Annotated in this window: 14 protein-coding genes; 4 read left to right on the forward strand and 10 right to left on the reverse strand. The window is 42.6% G+C overall.

All coding sequences use genetic code 11. The annotated features are described in order from the left end of the window. Positions 1-121: 121 nt before the first annotated feature. From AC570H_RS05305 to AC570H_RS05320, 4 genes are all read right to left on the reverse strand, one after another. The gene (locus AC570H_RS05305) at positions 122-1,354 is read right to left on the reverse strand and encodes an MFS transporter (RefSeq protein WP_497352449.1); all 1,233 of its coding nucleotides are present in this window, start codon (positions 1,352-1,354) and stop codon (positions 122-124) included. Positions 1,355-1,471: 117 nt separating this feature from the next. Then, on the reverse strand, positions 1,472-3,760 hold the full coding sequence (locus tag AC570H_RS05310; RefSeq protein ID WP_497352451.1) for an NADP-dependent malic enzyme: 2,289 nt from the start codon (positions 3,758-3,760) through the stop codon (positions 1,472-1,474). A gap of 59 nt (positions 3,761-3,819) precedes the next feature. Beyond that, positions 3,820-4,488, reverse strand: a complete 669-nt coding sequence (locus tag AC570H_RS05315) for a FadR/GntR family transcriptional regulator (protein ID WP_497352453.1) — start codon at positions 4,486-4,488, stop codon at positions 3,820-3,822. Positions 4,489-4,640: 152 nt separating this feature from the next. After that, positions 4,641-4,895 carry a hypothetical protein gene (locus AC570H_RS05320; protein WP_497352455.1) on the reverse strand — a complete coding sequence of 85 codons (255 nt, stop codon included), beginning with the start codon at positions 4,893-4,895 and terminating at the stop codon, positions 4,641-4,643. Between the two features lie 490 nt (positions 4,896-5,385). Here AC570H_RS05320 and AC570H_RS05325 point away from each other — a divergent pair, with 490 nt between their 5' ends. Together AC570H_RS05325 and AC570H_RS05330 are read left to right on the forward strand one after the other, a co-directional pair. Then, the gene (locus AC570H_RS05325; protein WP_497352457.1) at positions 5,386-6,081 is read left to right on the forward strand and encodes a LytR/AlgR family response regulator transcription factor; all 696 of its coding nucleotides are present in this window, start codon (positions 5,386-5,388) and stop codon (positions 6,079-6,081) included. Positions 6,082-6,160: 79 nt separating this feature from the next. Further along, positions 6,161-8,212: a tetratricopeptide repeat-containing sensor histidine kinase gene (locus AC570H_RS05330; protein ID WP_497352459.1), complete on the forward strand. Its 2,052-nt coding sequence runs from the start codon at positions 6,161-6,163 to the stop codon at positions 8,210-8,212. A gap of 153 nt (positions 8,213-8,365) precedes the next feature. On the opposite strand, the gene AC570H_RS05335 is transcribed toward AC570H_RS05330, so the two are convergent. The 6 genes from AC570H_RS05335 to AC570H_RS05360 all read right to left on the reverse strand — a co-directional run bounded on the left by AC570H_RS05335 (position 8,366) and on the right by AC570H_RS05360 (position 15,720). Continuing rightward, positions 8,366-9,616 carry an MFS transporter gene (locus AC570H_RS05335; RefSeq protein ID WP_497352461.1) on the reverse strand — a complete coding sequence of 417 codons (1,251 nt, stop codon included), beginning with the start codon at positions 9,614-9,616 and terminating at the stop codon, positions 8,366-8,368. An 18-nt stretch (positions 9,617-9,634) separates the two neighbouring features. Continuing rightward, positions 9,635-10,708 (reverse strand): zinc-binding dehydrogenase, encoded by a 1,074-nt coding sequence (locus AC570H_RS05340; protein ID WP_497352463.1) that lies wholly within the window; start codon positions 10,706-10,708, stop codon positions 9,635-9,637. Between the two features lie 317 nt (positions 10,709-11,025). Beyond that, positions 11,026-11,232 carry a hypothetical protein gene (locus AC570H_RS05345; RefSeq protein ID WP_497352465.1) on the reverse strand — a complete coding sequence of 69 codons (207 nt, stop codon included), beginning with the start codon at positions 11,230-11,232 and terminating at the stop codon, positions 11,026-11,028. A 345-nt stretch (positions 11,233-11,577) separates the two neighbouring features. After that, positions 11,578-12,438 carry a heparin lyase I family protein gene (locus AC570H_RS05350; RefSeq protein ID WP_497352467.1) on the reverse strand — a complete coding sequence of 287 codons (861 nt, stop codon included), beginning with the start codon at positions 12,436-12,438 and terminating at the stop codon, positions 11,578-11,580. Between the two features lie 112 nt (positions 12,439-12,550). Continuing rightward, on the reverse strand, positions 12,551-14,494 hold the full coding sequence (gene hepC, locus AC570H_RS05355; protein WP_497352469.1) for a heparin-sulfate lyase HepC: 1,944 nt from the start codon (positions 14,492-14,494) through the stop codon (positions 12,551-12,553). Between the two features lie 11 nt (positions 14,495-14,505). Continuing rightward, a complete protein-coding gene (locus tag AC570H_RS05360) occupies positions 14,506-15,720 on the reverse strand; it encodes a glycoside hydrolase family 88 protein (protein ID WP_497352471.1) in 1,215 nt (404 codons plus the stop codon). 527 nt (positions 15,721-16,247) lie between these two features. On the opposite strand from AC570H_RS05360, the gene AC570H_RS05365 reads away from it, so the two are divergent. Both AC570H_RS05365 and AC570H_RS05370 read left to right on the forward strand, forming a co-directional pair. Then, positions 16,248-19,406: a SusC/RagA family TonB-linked outer membrane protein gene (locus AC570H_RS05365; RefSeq protein WP_497352473.1), complete on the forward strand. Its 3,159-nt coding sequence runs from the start codon at positions 16,248-16,250 to the stop codon at positions 19,404-19,406. Between the two features lie 17 nt (positions 19,407-19,423). Then, a complete protein-coding gene (locus AC570H_RS05370; protein ID WP_497352475.1) occupies positions 19,424-21,289 on the forward strand; it encodes a RagB/SusD family nutrient uptake outer membrane protein in 1,866 nt (621 codons plus the stop codon). Positions 21,290-21,318 lie beyond the last annotated feature (29 nt).

The raw sequence follows: 21,318 nt of genomic DNA on the forward strand, positions 1-21,318 counted from the left end.
ATAAGCTGATAGTCCTTAAATCAACAATTTTGTTGCAGAAAAGCAGACAGCCAAACCTGAAACGAATTATTGATCCAAGGTTTGGCTGTTGTCATGTTCGCTGAGCTAAACTTTAATGTAGCTACGCTTGTTTTTTTCGCTCTATATTAGGCAAGAAACCTGTAATGATGCCTATCAAAGGCAGAAATGCACATACTTTATACACGTATTCGATACTGGTCTGATCGGCCAATTTGCCTAGCAAAGCTGAACCCAAACCACCCATGCCAAATGCAAGTCCGAAGAAAAGACCGGCAATCATGCCTACTTTGCCGGGAACAAGTTCGGTAGCGTAAACCAATATGGCCGAAAACGCCGAAGAAAGGATAAGGCCGATGATGACAGAAAGAATGCCTGTCCAGAAAAGACCAACATACGGCAATAGCAAAGTGAATGGAGCAACCCCTAAGATGGAAATCCAAATGATGTATTTTCTGCCAAAACGATCTCCAAGTGGTCCACCAAACAACGTTCCGGCTGCTACGGCGGCCAAGAACGCAAAAAGGTAAACCTGCGATTGCTGTATGCTTAAATGGAACTTGTCCATGAGGTAAAAAGTATAATAGCTGGTCATACTGGCCATGTAGAAGTATTTAGAAAATACCAGCACCAATAAAATGAACAAAGAAAAAATGACCTTTTTCTTCGAGAATTTGCTGACCACTTCATCAGAGAAACTGGCTTTTTTTGAGGCTCGGCTAATCAGCTGTGCTTTATACCATTTCGAAACCACAGAAAGCACCAACATGCCTATGATAGCCACCAGGGAGAACCAGATGATGTTGAATTGGCCATAGGGAACCACAATAATGGCAGCTAACAATGGACCGAGCGCACTGCCTGCATTGCCACCCAACTGGAAGATGGATTGGGCCAAGCCTTTTTTGCCTCCAGAAGCCAAATGTGCTACTCTTGACGATTCTGGATGGAAGATAGAGGAGCCAATACCAATCAAACTAACTGCACCTAGCACATGTATAAAGCTATCGGCAAAAGCTACAGCCACTAAACCAACCAGGGTAAAGCCCATTCCAATCACCAAGGAATAAGGACGCGGATTTTTATCAGTATACAAACCGACAAAAGGCTGTAACAGGGATGCTGTAAGTTGATAGGTGAGGGTAATGAGGCCAACTTGGGCAAAGGTTAAATGAAACTCGCTTTTAAGGATTGGATAAACAGCAGGTACAACTGCCTGAAGCATATCATTGATCAAGTGGGTTAAGCTAACGGTGAAAAGGATAGAAAAAATGGTTTGCTGAGCAAGAACTTTGGCGTCGACTGACGAAGGGGATTGGGATAATTTATTTTCCATATGATTTGAGATATTACTAATTTGAATGTTTATACATCATATCATCTGATGAATTTGATTGCAAATATTTTATTTGAATATAGGTAGCCTTCTCTCAAGAAAAGGCCACCATGTGATTTATCTTTTTGTAGTTAGTGGTTTTGTTTTTGCCTGTGCATCAACTACCGCAATAGTTACCATGTTTACAATTTCACGTACCGAACTGCCCAGCTGTACAATGTGCACTGGCTTGTTTAGCCCCAATAAAATAGGTCCAACCGCTTCAGCCTCGCCTAATTCTTGCAAGAGCTTATAGGCTACGTTTCCTGATTCTAAAGTAGGGAAGATCAAGGTATTGGCTGGCGCATCGCTCAATGCACTAAAAGGGAAATTCTCTTTGAGCATATCGTTGTTAATGGCAAAGTTGGCTTGCATTTCGCCATCTGCAATTACATCGGGATAGTTTTTATGAAGCAATTGTACCGCTGTTCTTACCTTATCGGGAATTGCACCTGTATTAGAGCCAAAATTTGAATAAGACAGTAAGGCAATCCGTGGTGTTACGTTAAACTGTCTAACCGATTTGTTGACCAGCAAGGTGATGTCTACCAGTTCTTCTGCGGTAGGATCAACATTTACGGTGGTATCGCCAAAAAAGATCGGGCCTTTTTTCGTAATCATCATGTACATGCCCGCTACACGTTTAACGCCTGGTTCTACACCAATTACTTGGAGAGCGGGTTTAACGGTGGTTGCATAGTTCTTGGTTAATCCAGAAATCATGGCATCGGCTTCGCCAAACTCTACCATCGAAGCGCCAAAGTAGTTCCTGTCTCGCATCAATTTGTTGGCTTCGAACAAGGTTACGCCTCTACGCTGTCTTTTGTTATACAGCGCCTGGGCATATCTGTTTATTCTTTCCTGTTCCAAAGCCGGTTCTATGATTTCAACACCATCTAAATCGAGTGCATTCTCGTAAATGATGCGTTGAATGGCTTCTTTGTTTCCCAATAGGATAGGGATGGCAATTTTCTCTTCCTTAACAATTTGCGCGGCCTTTAAGATTTTATAATTATCGGCTTCGGCAAATACCACTTTTTTCGGATTGGCCTTTGCATTGGTCGTTACCAAACGCATGATGGTATCGTCAATGCCCAATCTCTTTTTAAGCTCTTCTTCGTATTTGGTCCAATCGGCAATTGCCTTTCTGGCTACGCCACTTTCTATGGCTGCTTTTGCCACCGCCATGGATACTTCGGTAATCAGCCTCGAATCTACCGGTTTTGGAATGATATATTCCTTGCCAAATTTAAAGTTACGGGCGTTATAGGCTTGACTTACCGCATCTGGAACAGATTTTTTGGCCAAGCTGGCAATGGCGCGTACGGCGGCAATCTTCATTTCTTCGTTAATGCTGGTTGCGCGTACATCCAAGGCACCTCTAAAAATATAAGGGAACCCTAGTACGTTGTTTACCTGATTTGGATAGTCAGATCTACCCGTAGCCATGATAATGTCTTTACGCGTTTTAACTGCCAAATCATAGGCAATTTCTGGGTTAGGATTGGCCATGGCGAATACGATAGGGTTTTTAGCCATGCCCATCAGCATTTCTGGCTTGATGACATCGCCAGCTGAAAGGCCAATTAGTACATCGGCGCCTTTAAGGGCATCTGTAATGCTGCTGATATCTTTGCGGGTGGTAGCAAATTCCATCCTGATCTCATCCAAATCGGTTCTTGATGTGGTAATCAGTCCGTTGATATCGAACATGACCAGGTTTTTTGGCGTAACTCCCAAAGAAAGGTACATTTTGGCACATGATACCGCTGCTGCACCGGCACCACTTACCACCACCTTAATGTCTTTTAGTTTTTTCTTTTGCAGTTCGCAGGCATTGAGCAGGGCCGCACCCGAAATAATTGCGGTTCCATGCTGGTCATCGTGCATTACCGGAATGTTCAGTTCGGCCTTAAGCCTGCGCTCAATTTCGAAACACTCTGGTGCTTTGATGTCTTCGAGGTTGATGCCCCCGAAAGTAGGCTCAACGCCTTTAACCATTTTAATGAAATCTTCTACCGAATCGGCATTGAGTTCCAAGTCGAATACATCAATATCTGCAAAGATCTTAAAAAGCAGGCCTTTGCCTTCCATTACGGGCTTGCTGGCCAATGGACCGATATTGCCCAAGCCCAAAACTGCAGAACCATTGCTAATTACGGCTACCAAATTGCCTTTGGCTGTATATTTATAAGCTTTGTCGGCATCGGCAGCAATTTCCAAACAAGGCTCGGCCACACCCGGTGAGTAAGCCAAGGTCAAATCTCTTTGAGAGGAGTGGGGTTTGGTTGGAACGACTTCGATTTTGCCCGGACGGCCTTGCGAGTGATAGTCGAGGGCGTCTTGCTTTTTATTCTGATTATTCATGAATTGTATTTATGTGTGCTGCATTACCATTTTTAAAACTTCGTAAATGCAGGGCGAAATTAAAAAATATGATTGATTATTCGAGTAGCAGTATTCCATGCCGCTTTCGGATCTTTTGCTATGATATTGGCTAAGAGCTGCTGATGCAGGTGATAGCTTTCTTGAAAAGTTTTGGTGTCTTGATAAATTTCCTGGAACCAGTTTTTGAGATGCGCCGAAGCTGTTTTATAAATATCGGCCAGGACTTCGTTTTTAGAAGCATTGGCTATGGCCAAGTGAAATTGGATATCTGCATCTATGCATTCTTCCAACTGACCTTCATCTGCTGCCCTTTTGCGTACTTCAAGATAGGCTTTTATTTTTTCGACATCTTCTTCAGAGCGATTAAGCGCTGCCTTTTCGGCTATTTTAATCTCGATGAGCTGCCTCACTTCGTCAAGCTCTACCTTGTCGGCACGTTTAAGCCTTAGGTCCATCGGTTCTTGACTGGCTGTACGTTCTACAAAAGTCCCTAAACCTTGCTGTACCCTTAAGAGGCCCGAATTAACCAATAATTTGATGGCTTCCCTTATCGTAGATCTTCCAACGCCGAACATTTTCATTAGTTCTGGTTCTATTGGAAGTTTTTCGTTTACTTTGAAAATCCCCAGCGATAATTGCTTGCGCAGTCCATCGGCTACCTCGTCGGCAAGTGATTTTCTATTGATTAATGCTTGTGTGTTCGTCATATCATCAGATGATGCAAAGGTAGCTAGTTTTTACTTAAATCAGTTAAATTTTCTTTGCTTTTTAAGAAATAACAATAGCGAGGGTAGGTATAGGGAGAGAGAAAGTTGAGCTAAGGGCTCGTCGATTGTTTTATAGCTTGGGATAGTTGTTTTTAGCTAGAGGGATCTTGGTTTTTAGCCGTAGATTTTTGCCTGAGGCTTAAATCAACAAACATCTTTCTCAGTTTTTCATTCTCTAGCTTGAGCTCCATAATTTCTATGGCGATGTGTTTATACGCTGCCAGCCATTTATGGAATACTTCCTTTTCAATTTCATGCTCTTCGCAAATATGCTCGGGCTGTTTGCCATTATAGTACTCCTCAATGGCTTTTACAATCCTTTTTACCGGAGTCTGGTCATCGCTCATGGTGTTGGTTTATCTTAGTTAGCGGTGCTCAAAGCTGGTCGAATAACTATGGAGAGAGGGTACTCTTTTGTCATCATCCCCTATGTATTTCCCCTCTGCAATCCCCATAGTTAAAAGGCCTTCTTTAAAGCCTGCAATACTTTTGAACAGCCTTTAGGCTAATAGCATCTTTAAGACCGTTTATTTGATCACAAATCTAAAGCAAGCCCAAATCCAATAAAACGGAGAATAGGTAAACAGGCATAGCTGCTCCATGAATGGATGAAGAAACTCCATGAATGGATATAGCCTGGATTTGAAAACCTGGGCGATCCTTTTCAAAAAGAAATTAAAATACACTTCTAAGTTTGTATTGACGTTTTAGTGTTGTTTTTTAAGTGCTCGTTAAAGCATGTTCGATGTTGTGTTTTGATAAAAAATTGAACACTTTCTACACTTAGCTTCGTTCTTTAAACAGATATTGTTTATTTTGCTAAGTAAATCCAGCAATATGAAGTGCTTAATTGTCGATGATCAAAAAATTTTTAGGACTGTATTAAAAAGAATGCTCGATCTCGATTCTGCGCTAACTTTGGTAGGAGAGTGTGCCGATGCCATCGAGGCACATCAACTCATTATGGCCAACGAGGTAGATCTTATATTTCTAGATATACAGATGCCCGGAATGAGTGGAATTGAATTGGCCAAAATCCTTGAAAACAAACGGCCTTTGATTATTTTCACCACCTCTAAAAGCGAATATGCCGCCGAAGCCTTTGAATTGAACGTGGTTGATTTTCTGTTGAAGCCAATCTCTCCTCCAAGGTTTCTCAAGGCCGTTGAAAAAGCCAAGGAAATTGTGAAAACAAAAAGCCTGACCATGAGCGATCAGGCTACCGAATTTGTTTTTATCCGCGATTCTAATGTGGTGCGGCGCCTAAGAATTAATGATATCAATTTTTTTGAAGCCACGGGCGACTATGTAAAAATCAGCTTAGAAGGGAAAGACTATTCTATCCATTCATCGCTCAAAACCATCGAACAAAAATTGCCTCAGGATATCTTCTTGCGCGTGCACCGGTCTTTTATTGTGAACCTGAGCAGAATTGATACCGCAGAAGGCAAAACATTGATCATTAATCATAATTTAATTCCTGTTTCTGATGCCTATCGGGCAGATTTGAACAAAAGGATGAAATTTCTTTAGCCCAACTTTTACACCTCAAATCATTTTTTTTTGATTAAAATAGCTAACTTTTACGCCTAAAGAGCTAATGCAATTAAAAATGTGTGGAATTGCGCTTCAATATAAGAATTGCCTTGTCTGTTTAGGGTTGCTTTTGGCATTGTTAGCTTCGTCATGTAAAAACGATACAGACAATGGTGCCACCCAGCTTTCTCCAAAGGCCCAACAAATATTGGCCAAAGCAGATACCATATCCAGTAATGGCAATGCCAAAAGAGGTTTAGCCTATCTCGATTCGGGCTATCTCACTTTTAAGCCTAGTACCAAAGACATGTTCGAAAAGTACAGTAATAAAATCAATTATTACCTGCTGGTTGATATCAATGTAACAATGGCCAACCGCTATGCAGACAGCATGCTTTTTGTGTTAAAAGACAAAGAAAAGACCTATCCATTTGAATATGCCAGTGGCCTTTTTGCCAAAGGCGATGCCCAATTTACCGGGAAGAACTATAACCTTGCGTTTAAATATTATTATGATGCCCGCGAGTTTGCCCTCAATAACCTGGATAGATGTAAATATTATAGCTTTACTTATAGGTTAGGTTTGGTAAGGTACAGGCAGGAACGGTACGTAGATGCCATTCCCTATGTTAAACAAGCCCTTGTTGAAAGCGATAACTGCAACGATACGAAAACCATAGATGGCCTATACGGCGCTAGACAAGATTATATAAACACCATAGCCCTTTGCTTTGAAAGGATCAATAAGCCAGACAGTGCCGTTTTTTATTATCAAAAAGCACTCGCGCTTATTCGTCAGATCGTTTCCTTGCATCCCATCAAAAAAGACTATATGGATCGGGCCCGTGGGGTAGTGTACGGCAATTTGGGTGGGGTTTATGCCAAGCAAAATAATTACCCGCTGGCTGAGCAATACCTGAAACAGAGTATCGCCATTAACGATCGGCCAGGTTATGAGCCCGTAGATGCCCAAACAGCCAAACTGAAATTGGCCGACCTTTACATCCGCTACAAACACCTCGATGCTGCGGCTGTCTTGCTCAATCAATTGCAACAGACATTAGATCAAAAGGTGCCTGAAAGAGAGATGCCCAAGAGTACTCAGTTAAAGCTGCTTGCACTGCAATGGAGATATTTTGACCAGAAGAATGAGCAGGCGCTGTCTTACCAGTATTTGCAAAAATATTACCATTTCCGCGATTCGATGGATAGCCTGGAGCAAAGCCTGAAAACTGCAGATATCGATATGGCTTTTAAAACACAGCAGCAAGAATACAAATTGGCACTGCTCGATAAGGAAAATGCAATGAAGCAAGCTTACCTGATCGCTTTTATTGTTTTTTCGGCGATGGTCGTCTTTGTCCTCCTCTTGGTTTGGCAAAACCGAAGAAAGCTTCAGGTGCTTAACACTCAGATTACGGCACACAATACCGACCTGCACAAGGTGTTAAAAGCCCTAGAAAAAAGTCAGGAGGAAAATACGCGCATGATGAAAATCGTTGCCCACGACTTGAAAAGCCCCATAGCGGCTACCATTACGGTTACTGGGTTGCTTAAAACGGCAGGTTTGCATCCCAAAGACCAAGAAATGGTCGAACTCTTGGAAACATCGAGCCAACATTCGTTAGATATGATCAGCGACCTCTTAAATATGAATACTACAGCTATAGGACTGGTTAAAGAGGCTGTAGAACTACACCTCCTGTTACGTCAATGCGTAAGCCTGCTCAGGTTCAAGGCCGAAGAAAAACAGCAAGAATTGGTGTTGCAGGTACAAGAAGCAACGATACAGGCAGATACAGAAAAGATATGGCGTGTAATCAGCAACCTGATTGTAAACGCAATTAAATTTAGCGGTCAAAATGCCAAAATTGAAATTGGCCTGTCTAAAGAAATCGATACCGTGCTGATGTATATCAAAGACAATGGGATTGGCGTGCCATCAGAAGCAAGAGAAAAGATTTTTGATATCTATACCGATGCCAAAAGACAAGGCACTGCTGGCGAGCATTCCTTTGGTCTTGGATTGGCCATCTCCAAACAGATTGTAGAAGCCCACGGCGGCAAGATATGGCTAGAGAGCGAAGTAGGCAAAGGCAGTACATTTTTTGTAGAATTGCCATATTGACCTGAATTTAAGCAGCAATGTTTGGCTTGGCCGTTTTTAATTTGATGCCGTGGTGTTTGTCCATGTCTTTTTTCATTTGAGCAATCATCTTTAGCTCTTTTTGGGTTTACACTGCGATCAAAATTGGTAAGAAAAATTAAGCCAGTCCTTTAACTAGGTTTTGGCCAAAACTTCTGTATGCTTAGCCAGCTTTTTGGTTTTGATGGTAGAAATCAGCAAGGCAGCAAGCAGACATATCAGCGAAATCGCAATAAAAATAGTGGCGGTATTGCCTGTATAATCTATCATAAAGCCAAATAGGGGTTCACCCAATGCCGCAAATAAATAACCGATCATATTCATAAAGCCAATGCCGGTAGCCGTACTGGTTTTGGGCAACATTTGTGGACTTAAAGGCCAATAATTGGCTTGTGGACCATATACAAAGAAACCAGAAAGGAAAATAAATACACTGGCAAGGATCAGATTTGAAGAGGGTGAAATATAAACCAGCAACACCAGCACCGCACTAACCAGCATGCCAAGCCTGATGGCGGCGATACGGTTGCCCTTAAAAATAGAATCCGAAAGTGTACCAAAGGAAATGGCTCCGGCTGCCATGCCAATAGGCAACAGTAACGTCACCCATAAGTATTGGGGATTGTCTTTCCAGTCTTTGCCCAAGTAATGTACAGGCACCCAAAAGATGAGCCCATACCTGGCCATGCTTTCAAAGCCAAACGACAATGATGCAATAACAAAATTGCGATTGCTCAGCACCGTTTGATATCGCTTGATCCAACTGGTTTCTTCTTCTTCAGGTATAGAGTTTGGATCTTTTTGGGTTTTGAAACCAACAGGCTTATCCCTAATCATGATAAAAAAGATCAATGCAACAAATGCCAAGGGGATGAGCGGCAAACGAAACAGCATGCGCCAATCTAAATGGAGCTGCAACAAAATAATAGAGAACAAATAGGTAACTACCGATGAAAACCCGGCCGCCATGGTATACAGTCCAAATGCCTTGCCATGTTCTTCTTTAGGCCACCAATTGGCAATGATCTTAGCGCCAGGTGCCCATGCCATCGACTGGAAATAGCCATTCAGTGCCCAACATAGCATGATCATGTTGGCCGAATTGCTGAAACTAATAGCCACGTTGGCGGCTATAGATAAGAAAGCGCCCAGAGGAACCATTATTCTGGCGCTGAGTTTATCGGCCAAATTGCCGTTAACCAATTGGCCGATGGAATATCCAATGAGCATAGAAAAGCTGATCCAGCCTATGCTCGTGTAGGAAATATGGAGTTCGGTGGCCATATTCTTTACTGCCCAGCCAAAATTGTGGCGTCCTGTGTAAAAGAATAAATAACACAGCATGGTAATGAGCAGCATTTTCCACTGTTGCTTTCTAAAAGTCATGGTGATAAGGGTTAAGATTTAATCTATTTTGATTCCTACTCTTAATGGCTTGTGCACCAAGGCATACTCAAAAGCTTGTTGGGCTTCGCTTAAGGCAAATTCCTTGGCAACCACAGTTGCAAAAGGAAAGTGCTCGTAATGCTTCACCATAAAATTTAAGGCATACTGTAAATCCTCGAAATTGTAATTGTGAAGGCCCTTTATAGTAATTAGCTTCCTGATGATATCCTCGGCATTGATGGCTATTTCCCTAGTTTTGAAAACTGCACCCGTCCAAATTGCGGTACCGCCAACAGCCAAAGAATTAATGCCGAGCTCCATGGCATCTGGATTTCCGCTCATATCAAATACCACATCCACTTGTTGCTTGGTCAATTTAGACTGCAAATCGGGTTCGTTGGCAGGATATAGAACGTTCGCGCCAAAAGCTTCCGCTTGTGCCAAACGATTAGGGTCAACATCAACGGCGATGATGTTTTTTGCTCCAGCAGTTTTGCACATGGCTGCGGTTACATTGCCCAATAGGCCCAAGCCGGTAATCAATACATTTTTTCCATCTACCTTATCAGCCAATCTTATGGCCCCGGCAACTGTAGCGATTGCACAATTAATGGTGGCTGCAATGGGCAGTGGGAGATGGGCGGGAATTTTTAAAACACAGCTGTGTTCCTTTAAGATACAATAGTCAGCCAATCCGCCATGAAAAGCGTCGTCTCCTATAATTTGGGCATGGCCGTACTTAAATAAATTAGCTGATTTTTGTGGCATGCCCTTGGCTAACCAGCTTGCTTGTGGCGTTGAACAAAATACTGCCCAGGTTACTAAATCGCCTGGCGACAATTGATTTCCTGCATGGTCTTTTTGGGGATGGGCTTGGTCAATTTGAACAATACGTCCCACAATTTCGTGCCCCAAAACAGTAGGTGTTTTTTCTTTGCGCAAGCCACAAAAGGTATGCAGATCGCTGCCACAAATGGTGGTGTATAGGTTTTTGACAAGAATTTCGCCCGATTTTAGTGCGGGCAAGGTAAAGCTTTCCTGGCGCAGGGGTTTAGATGCATCGTCAAAAACAATAAGATTTCCTTCGGTCATGTTTAATATTTAAAGTGCATAAATACTAAACACAAGTTTATAAATACTGAATTTAAGATTAAGGAATTGTTAAGCAACCTAAATAGGGATTGCCTTAGCCGAATAAACGTAAATTAAAGCTAAGCTTAGGAATGAGCCGATTGACGATGACGATGCATCTTCAAATAGGCGTAAGTGCCTGTTGCAAGCATCAAGAGCCAAATATAATCATCTACGGGGCAGTTGTTTACATCGTAGAAGGTAACCAAAGTGCCGTATTTGCTTGTGCTGGGCGCATTGATCGCATTGATCCAACAGGAATTTGCCGCGCCATAGGTTTAGCAATACATCGGACCACTGGCCTTGTCGGCTTCAGAACTGAAATCATAATTAGGAACTCCATTAAAAGTTCCATTAAGCCTAATATAGATATAATTTGGACTTACCGGAGACTCGCAACCGGTAACCTGGTTAGCCTTGGCAGTGCTGATTAGCCCTGCGAAACCTATAAAAATCCACCCAGTATACTTATTAAGCAACTTCATTATTCAACTCAGATTTTGAGATGTCTATTTTAGGAATACAGACATTCGACAAAATCAATGGCACAAATAAAGCCAGAACGTATTATTGTTGAAGGCGGGATCAATACAGCTTGAAAAGGCACTTTTGCTTGTCTTGCCAATAAATAATGCTTATTGTTGTTGGGTATTTTGAAACTGGTTTTGGGAATTAATGGGTTTGGATTTGCCCAATTTTACCTGCTGTTTTTAGGTTGTTGCTCTTGCCTGTATAGGTGGGGAGTAATGAGCGTATTGAATTTTTGCCCATAGAGCTATTTGGAAAGAACATATTGGCAACGCTTTAGTTGCCAATATGTTAAAATGCTGTTACTGTAAGGGGAGTTTAATAATCCGGATGTTATCGTGATAAGCCACACGGGTAAGGCCTTGCTGAATTCCGTAAAGCCCCCATTTAATGTATCCAATGTTTCCAATACTTACATTTCCGGCAAAAGTGCGATAGTTTGTTTTTTCATCTACCAAGGTGTAGCTGCTTTGTCCAGGTAGTTTCATATACGTCCTTATGTAACCGGTATTTGTATCGGCCCATAAAACATCTACCCTAAAACTCAGCCATTGGTTTACATAGGGACGTAAATCGCTTATGATATCTTTTATAGAGGAAGAGCCTTCGTAACGTAAACGCATGGCATTTCTTGCTGTGCGGAATTGGAGCGGAACACCTGAGCCGGTTGTTGAATTTCCAGAAACTTTTAACTGAAAAACATTGGTTTCGTAAGTCGGGCCAGAAACCCAGGGTGTCCAATCTTTCAGCGACACGCTAAATTCGTACCGGCGTTCGTCCCCGGGAAAGAACCGGGCCGCCTGCATTGCAATGGCATCGCTCTCGCTTCTATAGGAGCCGTCTGATTCATAGGCAGGATCGCCATACACAATTTTATGGGCTATCGCCCAGTTTCCGGTAGCACCAGGCGACATCATATAGGCCGCATCAGGTGCTGTGGCATGAGTATCTTCAACCCCCGCAATGCCCGAAGTGGTAGTGCCGTTTTCGTAAGTTACATTCAGTATCGTATCGCCATTATTCACTAAATTCGAACTATTTAGCGCCTTTTGGGGCAATCCATCGGCGCCTATAGCCTGATCGGTTAAACTTGTGGCCTTTTTGCTGCAGGCCATGGCAAGCAATAGCGCCGTAAGGACTATCAATTGCGGTAAATTTGTCATTTGCTTTTTCATATTTGGTTTTGGTTAAATGTTTAGCAGTTTCACGGGTAACTAATCCTCAGTGATACATTAAATGACAAGCCTTCGGAGCGATTGCTAATGGAAAGCTGACTTATCGATACAAATTGGTTTTTATAGCGCTTTTCTTGCCATCTATAGTTAAGCTGAGGTTGATAATGCCTTTTTGAAAATCATTGCCTGTGTTTTCTTTTAAAGTAATTTCTGGTGCTTTTGCGCCTTCGAAAGGGTAAACTATACTGATAAACTGTTGAGGTTTATCGTCAGTCTTGGTTTTTTCGAATACAAATGCAGGCCTTGACAGTTCTTTCTGATAAGCATAAGAAACTTTGCTTTCTTCTTCAGTAAGCACGAGTTTGTCGGTGTTTAAGGATTGGATCAACAGGTTATTTCCATCAGCATAAGTGGTGCTTACTTTATAGGCCTGCTTGTCGACAACTGGCTTGCTGTCTTCCTTTAAGTGAAAGTGTACGCCCAATTTGCCAGTTGCAGTACCAATTGCCCTGTCGATGATTAGAAAATATTTTTGGTCGATGAACAAAACGCTGCGTTGGTGGTTCAGCGCCGCATAACTTGGGTTGGTGTAGGTAAGTACATCCAGGTTTTTGCCGCTTTCCCATTTATTTTGGACCGCTTTGGTGATCACCATATTTTTATCGTCGAGGGTAAGGGTATTGTGCAGGCGACTTTGGCGGTACCAATCCCTTTTTTTCATTACTTCGGCATCGCCACTGTACACATAAGAACCGGCATCTGGCATAAAATTGCGTCCGTTTGCCCATAGCTCAAAGGTGCCATTGTCTGGCTGGGCATGAAATTCTCCGGGTTGGCTGGCCTTTAAAATCATAATGGTCGATTTTTTATCCCAACCGTTCCTAAAAGTGTAAAAACCGGCATCGGGAAGCGCAGTTGATAAATAGCTTGGAATGCCTTCCTTGCCATCACTCGCAAAGTATTTCAATGTTTCATTGGTAGGAAATAGTTTAGACCAGCTTTGGAACAATTTAAGCCTGCCAGCTTTATCGTTCGTCCATGAATCGCCAAACATGGGATTGTTGTAATCGGGGAAGGAGATTTTTGCCGTAGCCACCATCATGTTTTCGAGTGTTTTGCTATAGCTCTCTGGAAATTCGTTGGCCAGTCCTGCAAGCTTCGCGGCATTGTAGGCATCTAAAAATATAGTAATAGAAGCCACATGGTATACTGGAGAAAGTTCCCATTGCATGCCATCGGCAAATACCTGTTTTTTAATTTCGCGGTTTAAAATAGTTATGCCGCTTTTGCGCCAGCTTTCGGCCATTTTAAACTGGGGGAAGCTAGCACCTGCATCTAGTACGCGTTGGGCTTCAAATAAAAGGTGGTTGCCTTCATTGGTATAATGAGCAGCAATATAATTTACATGGTTGTTCACTTCCTGTAAAAACTCCATTAAAAATGCCGGACTGAAATTGGGCGAGTTGACAAATGCATTAAAGGTGATGGGAAATAGCTGCACACGGGCAGATACCTCTAAGGGGCGCCAGGCTATTTTATCGTTTTCCTGGTCAAGGCCAATTGCATTTTTTTTGCACCAGTCGCGAAACTGGAAAATCCATTCCTTGGCATATTTTTCATCTCCGCTGCTGCGGTAGGCCAGGCTCATCGATTCCCACCAGGTTACCCGATGCAGCTGCCAGCGAACCTCATTGTCTTTTACTGGCCAATATTGCCAATTGATGTCTTTGCCATAATCAAAAAAGCCGTAGCCCTTTTGTGGCTTAAATAAATGCAGCAAAGCATTGTCGGCTTTTTCTTGATGTTCTTTGCCGATGTCTTTTCCGCGAAAGCGCGACTGGTCGCCTGCCTGCTTGCGAAAATATTGGAGCAGTTCTTTGGCCGCTTCGTCATACTTTGCGGCTGCTACCGCCTGGTTCACCTTTTCTAAACCTTTGTAATTGAGGTTCAACACGGCAAAACTCTCCTTAGTGATTGGTTTTTCCTGTGTTTTTGCATTTAGGAAGCAAAAAATAAAAGCACTTATCGCGAAAATTGTTCTCATCCCTGCTTAGTTTACTTTTTAAGGTCTATTTTTTTGATGCTTGCATACTTCTTTAACGCTTCAAGATAATAATAGTCTGCATAATCAATTGGCGTATCAATCTCTGAGTTATAGAGCATTGCGCCCACACTGTGTTTCAATATAAAAAACTGGTTTTCACCAGGCTTGGCAAGGTAATGATCAGATGAGAGGGATTTTAGGATGTCCTCAGCATAATCGAAGTATTTCTTGCCGTCTTTTGCCTGTGTGCTCAAATCTAGCAAAGCTGAGGCAATAACTGCAGCTGCAGAGGCATCTTTTGGTGCGCGTTCCTCTGCATCCATGGCATTGTGTACGTCGAAATCCCAAACCGGAACTTTATCTTTAGGCATGCGCGGATGGTTCATTATAAATTTGGCAATATGCTCGGCCTGTGCTAAAAATTGCGGATTTTGGGTATTGGCATAACACATGCTGTAGCCATATAAGCCCCAAGCCTGCCCACGTGCCCAGGCCGATTCGTCTGTAAGTCCCTGATGTGTCGCCTTGCGAAATACTTTTCCCGTCTGTGGATCATAATCAACCACATGGAAAGAGCTGTAATCTTTTCTGAAATGGTTTTTAATGGTAGTAACCGCATGCGTACTGGCGGCTTTGGCATAATTTGGCTGGTTAAATTGTTTGGCCGCCCAATAGAGGTATTCCAGGTTCATCATGTTGTCGATAATAACAGGATAGCGCCATTCGCCAAAATCCCATGAACGGATTACCCCAACCTTTGGATCAAAACGGGCCATCAGGTTTTTTGCGCCATCGGCCAGAACCGGCAGGTAAGCTTTGTCTCCCGTAATGCGATAGGCATTGCCATACGAGCAATACAGCATAAAGCCAAGGTCGTGTGTATTTTTGATATACCTGATCGAATCGAGCGCCAGTGTAAACTTTTTGGCCTGCTCAGCCAATTTCTGATCTTTTGTAAGTTCGTAACCATACCACAGGCTTCCCGGAAAAAAGCCCGTGGTCCAGTCGGTAATCCCGGCTAATCTTACCGTTCCATCAGGATTTACAGAACGCGGATGATGTCCCGGCTGGTAGGTTTGAACAGCCTTGTTCAGTTGAAGCCCTATAATTTCAGTTGTTTTTTTGAACCAGGTAGGTGCAGGGTCTGTTTGTTTAGAGGCCGCAAAAGCTTTTAGGCTAAAACAGGTGGAGATCAATAATATATTGAACGCTTTCTTCGTGATCATACTTCAGGATAAAATTTGGTTATTCGTTGAAGTGAAGGTAGGCGCGTTTAAAAAGAAAGGCTTTCAAAATTTGCCAAAAACATTTCAAAATTGTCTAATCGCTTTAAAAAGGCAGGTGGATAAGCCACGCTCTTTTTAATGAACGAAGGAGCCAAAACCAATCCTATGGCTATTGAGGGCATTTCAGGCAATTAATTACAATCAATAGCCTAATCAAATAGTTGGGTACATTACTTGGTGTAAAAACTGTTGATTATGAAAGAGATAAGCCATTGGCTTTAATCCATGTTTTTTTAGGTTTAACCAAATTTGATAGCATTTTAAGCAAAATTAAAAGTCTAATTTGTTGCATACTATTAAATTCGTTGACTAATTGAACCAAATAGTAAATCTGATAGTGATAGGTATTCCCCTTTTCCTATAACTTTCTTTCTGATGGATAAGCGCAATCAATAAGCGGTTTGTTCAAGGCATTTGCTATCGTGTGATTTAGGAGATATCATAAACAAAACCAAATAATAAACCCGATGAGAAGAATTGTATTGTTTTTTTTATTTTTCGCAATTGCGGCATCAAGCTATGCACAAGATGCGATTACCGTGAAAGGCGTGGTGCTTGATAGTTCCAATCAGCCCATTCCTGGCGCAACAGTTACCGAAAAGGGTACTGCCAATAGAGTGTCGTCAGCCGGCGATGGAACATATCAGATCAAAGTAAAGCCTAATGCGGTATTGGTATTCACTTTTCTCGGTTTCAAAACAATTGAGCACGCGGTAAATGGTCGAGTAGTAGTAGACGCCAAATTAATAGATGATCAAAATAACCTGAACGAAGTGATTGTGATTGGTTATGGCCAAGGCGTAAAACGCAAGGACCTTACCGGGGCCATCTCATCGGTAAGTGGTGCCGAACTGGCCAAAGTGCCCGTTCAAAATATTGCCCAGGCTTTGCAGGGCCGTATTGCAGGTATGCAGGTAACCATGCCCAGTGGCGATCCGGGCGAAGAACCATCTATAAAAATTAGGGGCGGTACCTCAATTACGCAAAGCAACGAACCTTTATATGTTGTAGATGGCGTACCACAAACCGAAGGCCTCAATTTCATCGATCCAATGGATATTGAGTCTGTCGATATCCTAAAAGATGCATCATCAACCGCAATTTATGGGGCAAGGGGTGCCAATGGCGTAGTGTTGATTACCACCAAACAGATCAAAGAAGGAAAAACAACCATTAACTATGATGGCTATGTAGGCGTAAAGAAAATCAACAGCTTTATTCCGGTAATGGATGGCTATCAATACGCCTTATATACCTATGAAAATGCTGCAGCCAACCCAACGCTACTGTCTAAGTTTACCAGTGTATTTGGTCCCTTCGAATCGCTGCAGAACAATTATGCCGATAGGGGCATCAATTGGCAAAAAGAGATTTTTGGCGAGAGCGCAGTAAGCCAATACCATAAGGTGAGCATCAATGGCGGCAATAGAGAGCTAAAGTATAATGTGTTTTATTCGAGAAACCAAAACGATGGTTTAATGATGAACAGCGGTTCGAATAAAGATATTGCCAAACTCGCCTTAACCAATACCATCAGCAATAAATTTACGATCAATGGTATTGTCAATTACTCTAATCAGAACATTTATGGCTCTGGCGGTACCGAAGAAGGAGGCAATGCCCGTTTAAGCATGTTGCAGACTTTGTTACAGTATAGACCCATCAATGGCTTGGCCAACGATTCCGATTTGCTAAACGAAAGCCTTGATCCATTGGATAACCAAGGCAGTCCGGCATTTCAAAGTCCTTTGGTTACTGTAAATACCAGGCTCAGGGATCAAAAAATTAAGACATTAAATGCCAGCGTGGCCCTTAAGTATAATTTCTTGGAAAACTTTACCTACAATGGTTTGGTTGGCTATAATTCACAAAATAATAAAATTAAGGCGTTTAATGAGGCCAAATCTATTACAGCTATTCGATTGGGAGGACCATCTGGGAGCATTACAGAACTTGCCGCTTCCCGCTTAAGCTTTAACAACACCATCAGCTACAACCGCGTATTTAACAAAATCCACAAGTTAGATTTGTCGGTAGGACAGGAATACATTTATAATTATAGCGAAGCCTTTGGCGCTTCGGCTACCAATTTTCCAGCAGTTAACAATGGTTGGGATAATTTAGGTCTAGGTACCGTTGCAGGCTTTCCGTCATCAATTGCCCAAGATGACAAATTGCTTTCTTTCTTTACCCGAGCCAATTATAGCTACAAAGACAAGTATATCCTTACCGCAAGCTTAAGGGCTGATGGTTCTTCTAAATTTGGCAACGAAAATAGGTGGGGCTACTTTCCATCGGCTGCTTTTGCCTGGCGAGTGGTTCAGGAAGATTTCATGAAGGAACTGCCTATTTTCTCCGACCTGAAACTGCGCTTGAGCTATGGTACGGCTGGCAACAACCGTATTGCCAATTATGCAGCGCTCGGAACATTCACCACTGGGTATTATCCATTAAATAACACGCTGATTCCAGTTGCTTTCCAAGCCAATTTGCCAAATCCATATTTAAAATGGGAGAGCGTGAAGTCGGGCAATATCGGCCTCGATGTTGGCTTGCTCAAGCAGCGCATAACTTTAACGGCAGAATTGTATGATAACAGATCGAAAGATTTGTTGTACCAAACCCGTATCCCCGCGAGTGCTGGCTTTACCACGCAGATCCAAAACATTGGCACTACCTCAAGCAGAGGGGTAGAATTGACACTGAATACCGTAAACATCAGAAACAAAGACTTTTCTTGGAATACCAATTTCAATATCGCATTTAACAAAACAAAGGTGCTGAAGCTTAGCGATGGCGAGAATTCATTATTGGCAAGCAGTTATTCAACGCCACAGGATTTTATCCTGAAAGTAGGTGAGCCGGTAGGGATCATGTATGGCTACAAACAAGACGGCCTGTACCAAGTGAGCGATTTTGATTATAATTCAACTACCAATACCTATACCTTAAAACCCGGTGTAGCCCGCGATGTGGTTGCGGCACAGCCCGGTTTCATCAAATTTAAGGACATCAGTGGTCCCAACGGCGTACCCGATGGTTTGATCACGGCTGATGACCGTGTAGCCATCGGCAATGCCAATCCTAAATATACCGGGGGCATCAACAATACATTTAGCTATAAAGGCATCGACCTGAGCGTGTTTTTGAACTTTACGGTGGGTAACGACATTTACAATGCAAACGTAATGAACAACCTGATGAGGTCTGGAGATTTTAACAACAGCTTGGCCTTTCAGGTAGACAGGTGGAAAACGATAAATGCCTCGGGCCAAATTGTTACGGATCCTATTGAATTGGCGGCTTTGAACCAGGGAAAAAACAAGGTGGCATCCATTAATGGAAATGCAACCGGTCGTTTGTACGACAGCATTATCGAAAGTGGTTCTTTCTTAAGGATCAATAACATCAGCTTGGGCTATACGCTACCGAAAAAATGGTTAAGCGCCATCAAAATCGCAAATGCCAGGATATATGTTACGGCCTATAACCTGCATGTATTTACCAATTATTCTGGTTACGATCCAGAAGTAAGCAGCATTAACAATGCTTTAACGCCTGGTGTCGACTTTAGTGCTTATCCACGAGGCAAATCAATTGTCGCAGGACTTAATCTATCACTTTAAGAAAGGAATCTATTCAAATGAAAACTATACTATCAAATACAAAAAAAACGGTTGTTGTTTTGGGAATTTTCCTGTGCGCTATGGTTTCTTGCAAAAAAGCCGTAGAAGTAAAACCGTATTCGCTGTTTACCAGCAGCAATTTTTTCTCTAATGTAAACGAAGCCTATATGGCCACTTTAGGGATTTATGAAGTGATGCGAAAACCCGCTACCTACGGATGGTACATCCCAATGGTATATGATAACGATTCGGATATCCAGTACATCAACATTGGAGTAACGCCCGATTGGAGAGCCATTCCGCATTACCTTTCCATTGCCCAAACAGCTACATTATACGATACTTGGAGTGCCTTTTATAGTGGCATAGATAGGGCAAACGTAGTTATTGAAAAAATCCAACAAATGGATTTGTATACCAATGGAAGTACTGGCGAAAAAGCAGATCTCAACCGCATGCTGGGCGAAGCTAAGTTTTTAAGGGCCTTTTATTATGCCGAATTGGTAAGACTTTGGGGCGATGTGCCCTTTAAAACCAAAAGTTCCCAAACTGGTGACGACCTGAGTTTGCCCCTTACCGATAGGTATGTGATTTATGCACAGGTGATCAAAGATATGAAAGAAGCGGCAGAAGTGTTGCCCGCAGAAAAGCCGATCAACGAAAGAGTGAATAAATGGGCAGCCAAAGCAATGCTGGCCAGGATTGCCTTGTTTGCCGGAGGGTATTCCTTGCGCGCAGATGGTACCATGAAACGTCCGGCCGATTATTTGGATTATTACCGTTTAGCCCAAACGCAGCTGAACGATATCATGACGGCTAATCCATACAAACTTAATCCTAGCTATGCCCAGGTCTTCAAAAATCAGTCGTTTCAGGTTTTTGAGCCTACTGAAAGCATTTTCGAAGTTTCTTTTTATACCACAGCACTTACTACTACAAATGATTCGAGCATAGGCACTTTTAATGCGCCGCTAACAACATCAGGAATCTATCCAAGTACCTTAAACCGCTGTTTTGTGGCCAAAACCTTTTATGATACCTTTAAAGCAGGCGACACCAGAAGGGATTTTTCGATTGCTCGGTACTCCCTCGACAAAGACGGCAACCGTTTGGCGCTTTTAACAGGCAGGCAAGACGAAACCTGGACACCAGGCAAATGGAGCAGGGAATACCAGGTGAATTCGGCTACGGAAAAAACTTTTACCAATATCAATTATGTGGTAATGCGCTATGCCGATGTATTGCTCATGCGCGCAGAAGTAGAAAATGAGCTAAACGGTGCACCTAATACCATGGCTTACGATGCCATTAACGAAGTAAGAAGAAGAGCTTTTGGCAATACCTTGGCAGGTAGCCGTATTGCGCTGAGGCTTACCGCAGGGGGCACGGGCTACACCACTGCTACCTTTATTAAAATCACGGGAGGTGGTGGTTCTGATGCTTCGGCAGTGGCTACCGTTGCCAGTGGCAGAATTACCGCAATTACGGTACTTAATGAAGGCACTGGCTATACCAGTATACCTACCGTTACCATTACCGGTGCCGGAAGCGGCGCTGCAATTACAGCAAGCCTGGTGCCTAATCTGCCGGTAAACCAAATAGATTTGGCCGCAGGATTAAACAAAGATGCTTTTTTCAAGGCCGTTCAAGACGAAAGGGCATGGGAACTTTGCTTTGAAGGCATGCGCAAGGCTGATTTGATCAGGTGGAACATGCTTGCCCCAAAAATAGTGAGCACCCAAGCTGCGCTGAAAGCCATTCGTTCAAATTATGCCTATACAGCTGCCGATAATTTTGTGGCCGGCAAACATGAACTGTATCCTTTCCCGCAAAATGAAGTTGATGTAAACAAAAAAATAACCAGACAAAATCCTGGGTACTAACCAAATATTAAATTAGATATGCCGTATAC

This window comes from Pedobacter sp. B4419 (genome assembly GCF_059693725.1).

What these genes read in the sequence shown, in the direction of transcription:
- hepC (WP_497352469.1), bottom strand. Translation starts at nt 14,494, where the DNA reads ATGAGAACAATTTTCGCGATAAGTGCTTTTATTTTTTGCTTCCTAAAT.
- AC570H_RS05315 (WP_497352453.1), bottom strand. Translation starts at nt 4,488, where the DNA reads ATGACGAACACACAAGCATTAATCAATAGAAAATCACTTGCCGACGAG.
- AC570H_RS05335 (WP_497352461.1), bottom strand. Translation starts at nt 9,616, where the DNA reads ATGACTTTTAGAAAGCAACAGTGGAAAATGCTGCTCATTACCATGCTG.
- AC570H_RS05310 (WP_497352451.1), bottom strand. Translation starts at nt 3,760, where the DNA reads ATGAATAATCAGAATAAAAAGCAAGACGCCCTCGACTATCACTCGCAA.
- AC570H_RS05325 (WP_497352457.1), top strand. Translation starts at nt 5,386, where the DNA reads ATGAAGTGCTTAATTGTCGATGATCAAAAAATTTTTAGGACTGTATTA.
- AC570H_RS05320 (WP_497352455.1), bottom strand. Translation starts at nt 4,895, where the DNA reads ATGAGCGATGACCAGACTCCGGTAAAAAGGATTGTAAAAGCCATTGAG.
- AC570H_RS05360 (WP_497352471.1), bottom strand. Translation starts at nt 15,720, where the DNA reads ATGATCACGAAGAAAGCGTTCAATATATTATTGATCTCCACCTGTTTT.
- AC570H_RS05370 (WP_497352475.1), top strand. Translation starts at nt 19,424, where the DNA reads ATGAAAACTATACTATCAAATACAAAAAAAACGGTTGTTGTTTTGGGA.
- AC570H_RS05350 (WP_497352467.1), bottom strand. Translation starts at nt 12,438, where the DNA reads ATGACAAATTTACCGCAATTGATAGTCCTTACGGCGCTATTGCTTGCC.
- AC570H_RS05305 (WP_497352449.1), bottom strand. Translation starts at nt 1,354, where the DNA reads ATGGAAAATAAATTATCCCAATCCCCTTCGTCAGTCGACGCCAAAGTT.
- AC570H_RS05330 (WP_497352459.1), top strand. Translation starts at nt 6,161, where the DNA reads ATGTGTGGAATTGCGCTTCAATATAAGAATTGCCTTGTCTGTTTAGGG.
- AC570H_RS05340 (WP_497352463.1), bottom strand. Translation starts at nt 10,708, where the DNA reads ATGACCGAAGGAAATCTTATTGTTTTTGACGATGCATCTAAACCCCTG.
- AC570H_RS05365 (WP_497352473.1), top strand. Translation starts at nt 16,248, where the DNA reads ATGAGAAGAATTGTATTGTTTTTTTTATTTTTCGCAATTGCGGCATCA.
- AC570H_RS05345 (WP_497352465.1), bottom strand. Translation starts at nt 11,232, where the DNA reads ATGAAGTTGCTTAATAAGTATACTGGGTGGATTTTTATAGGTTTCGCA.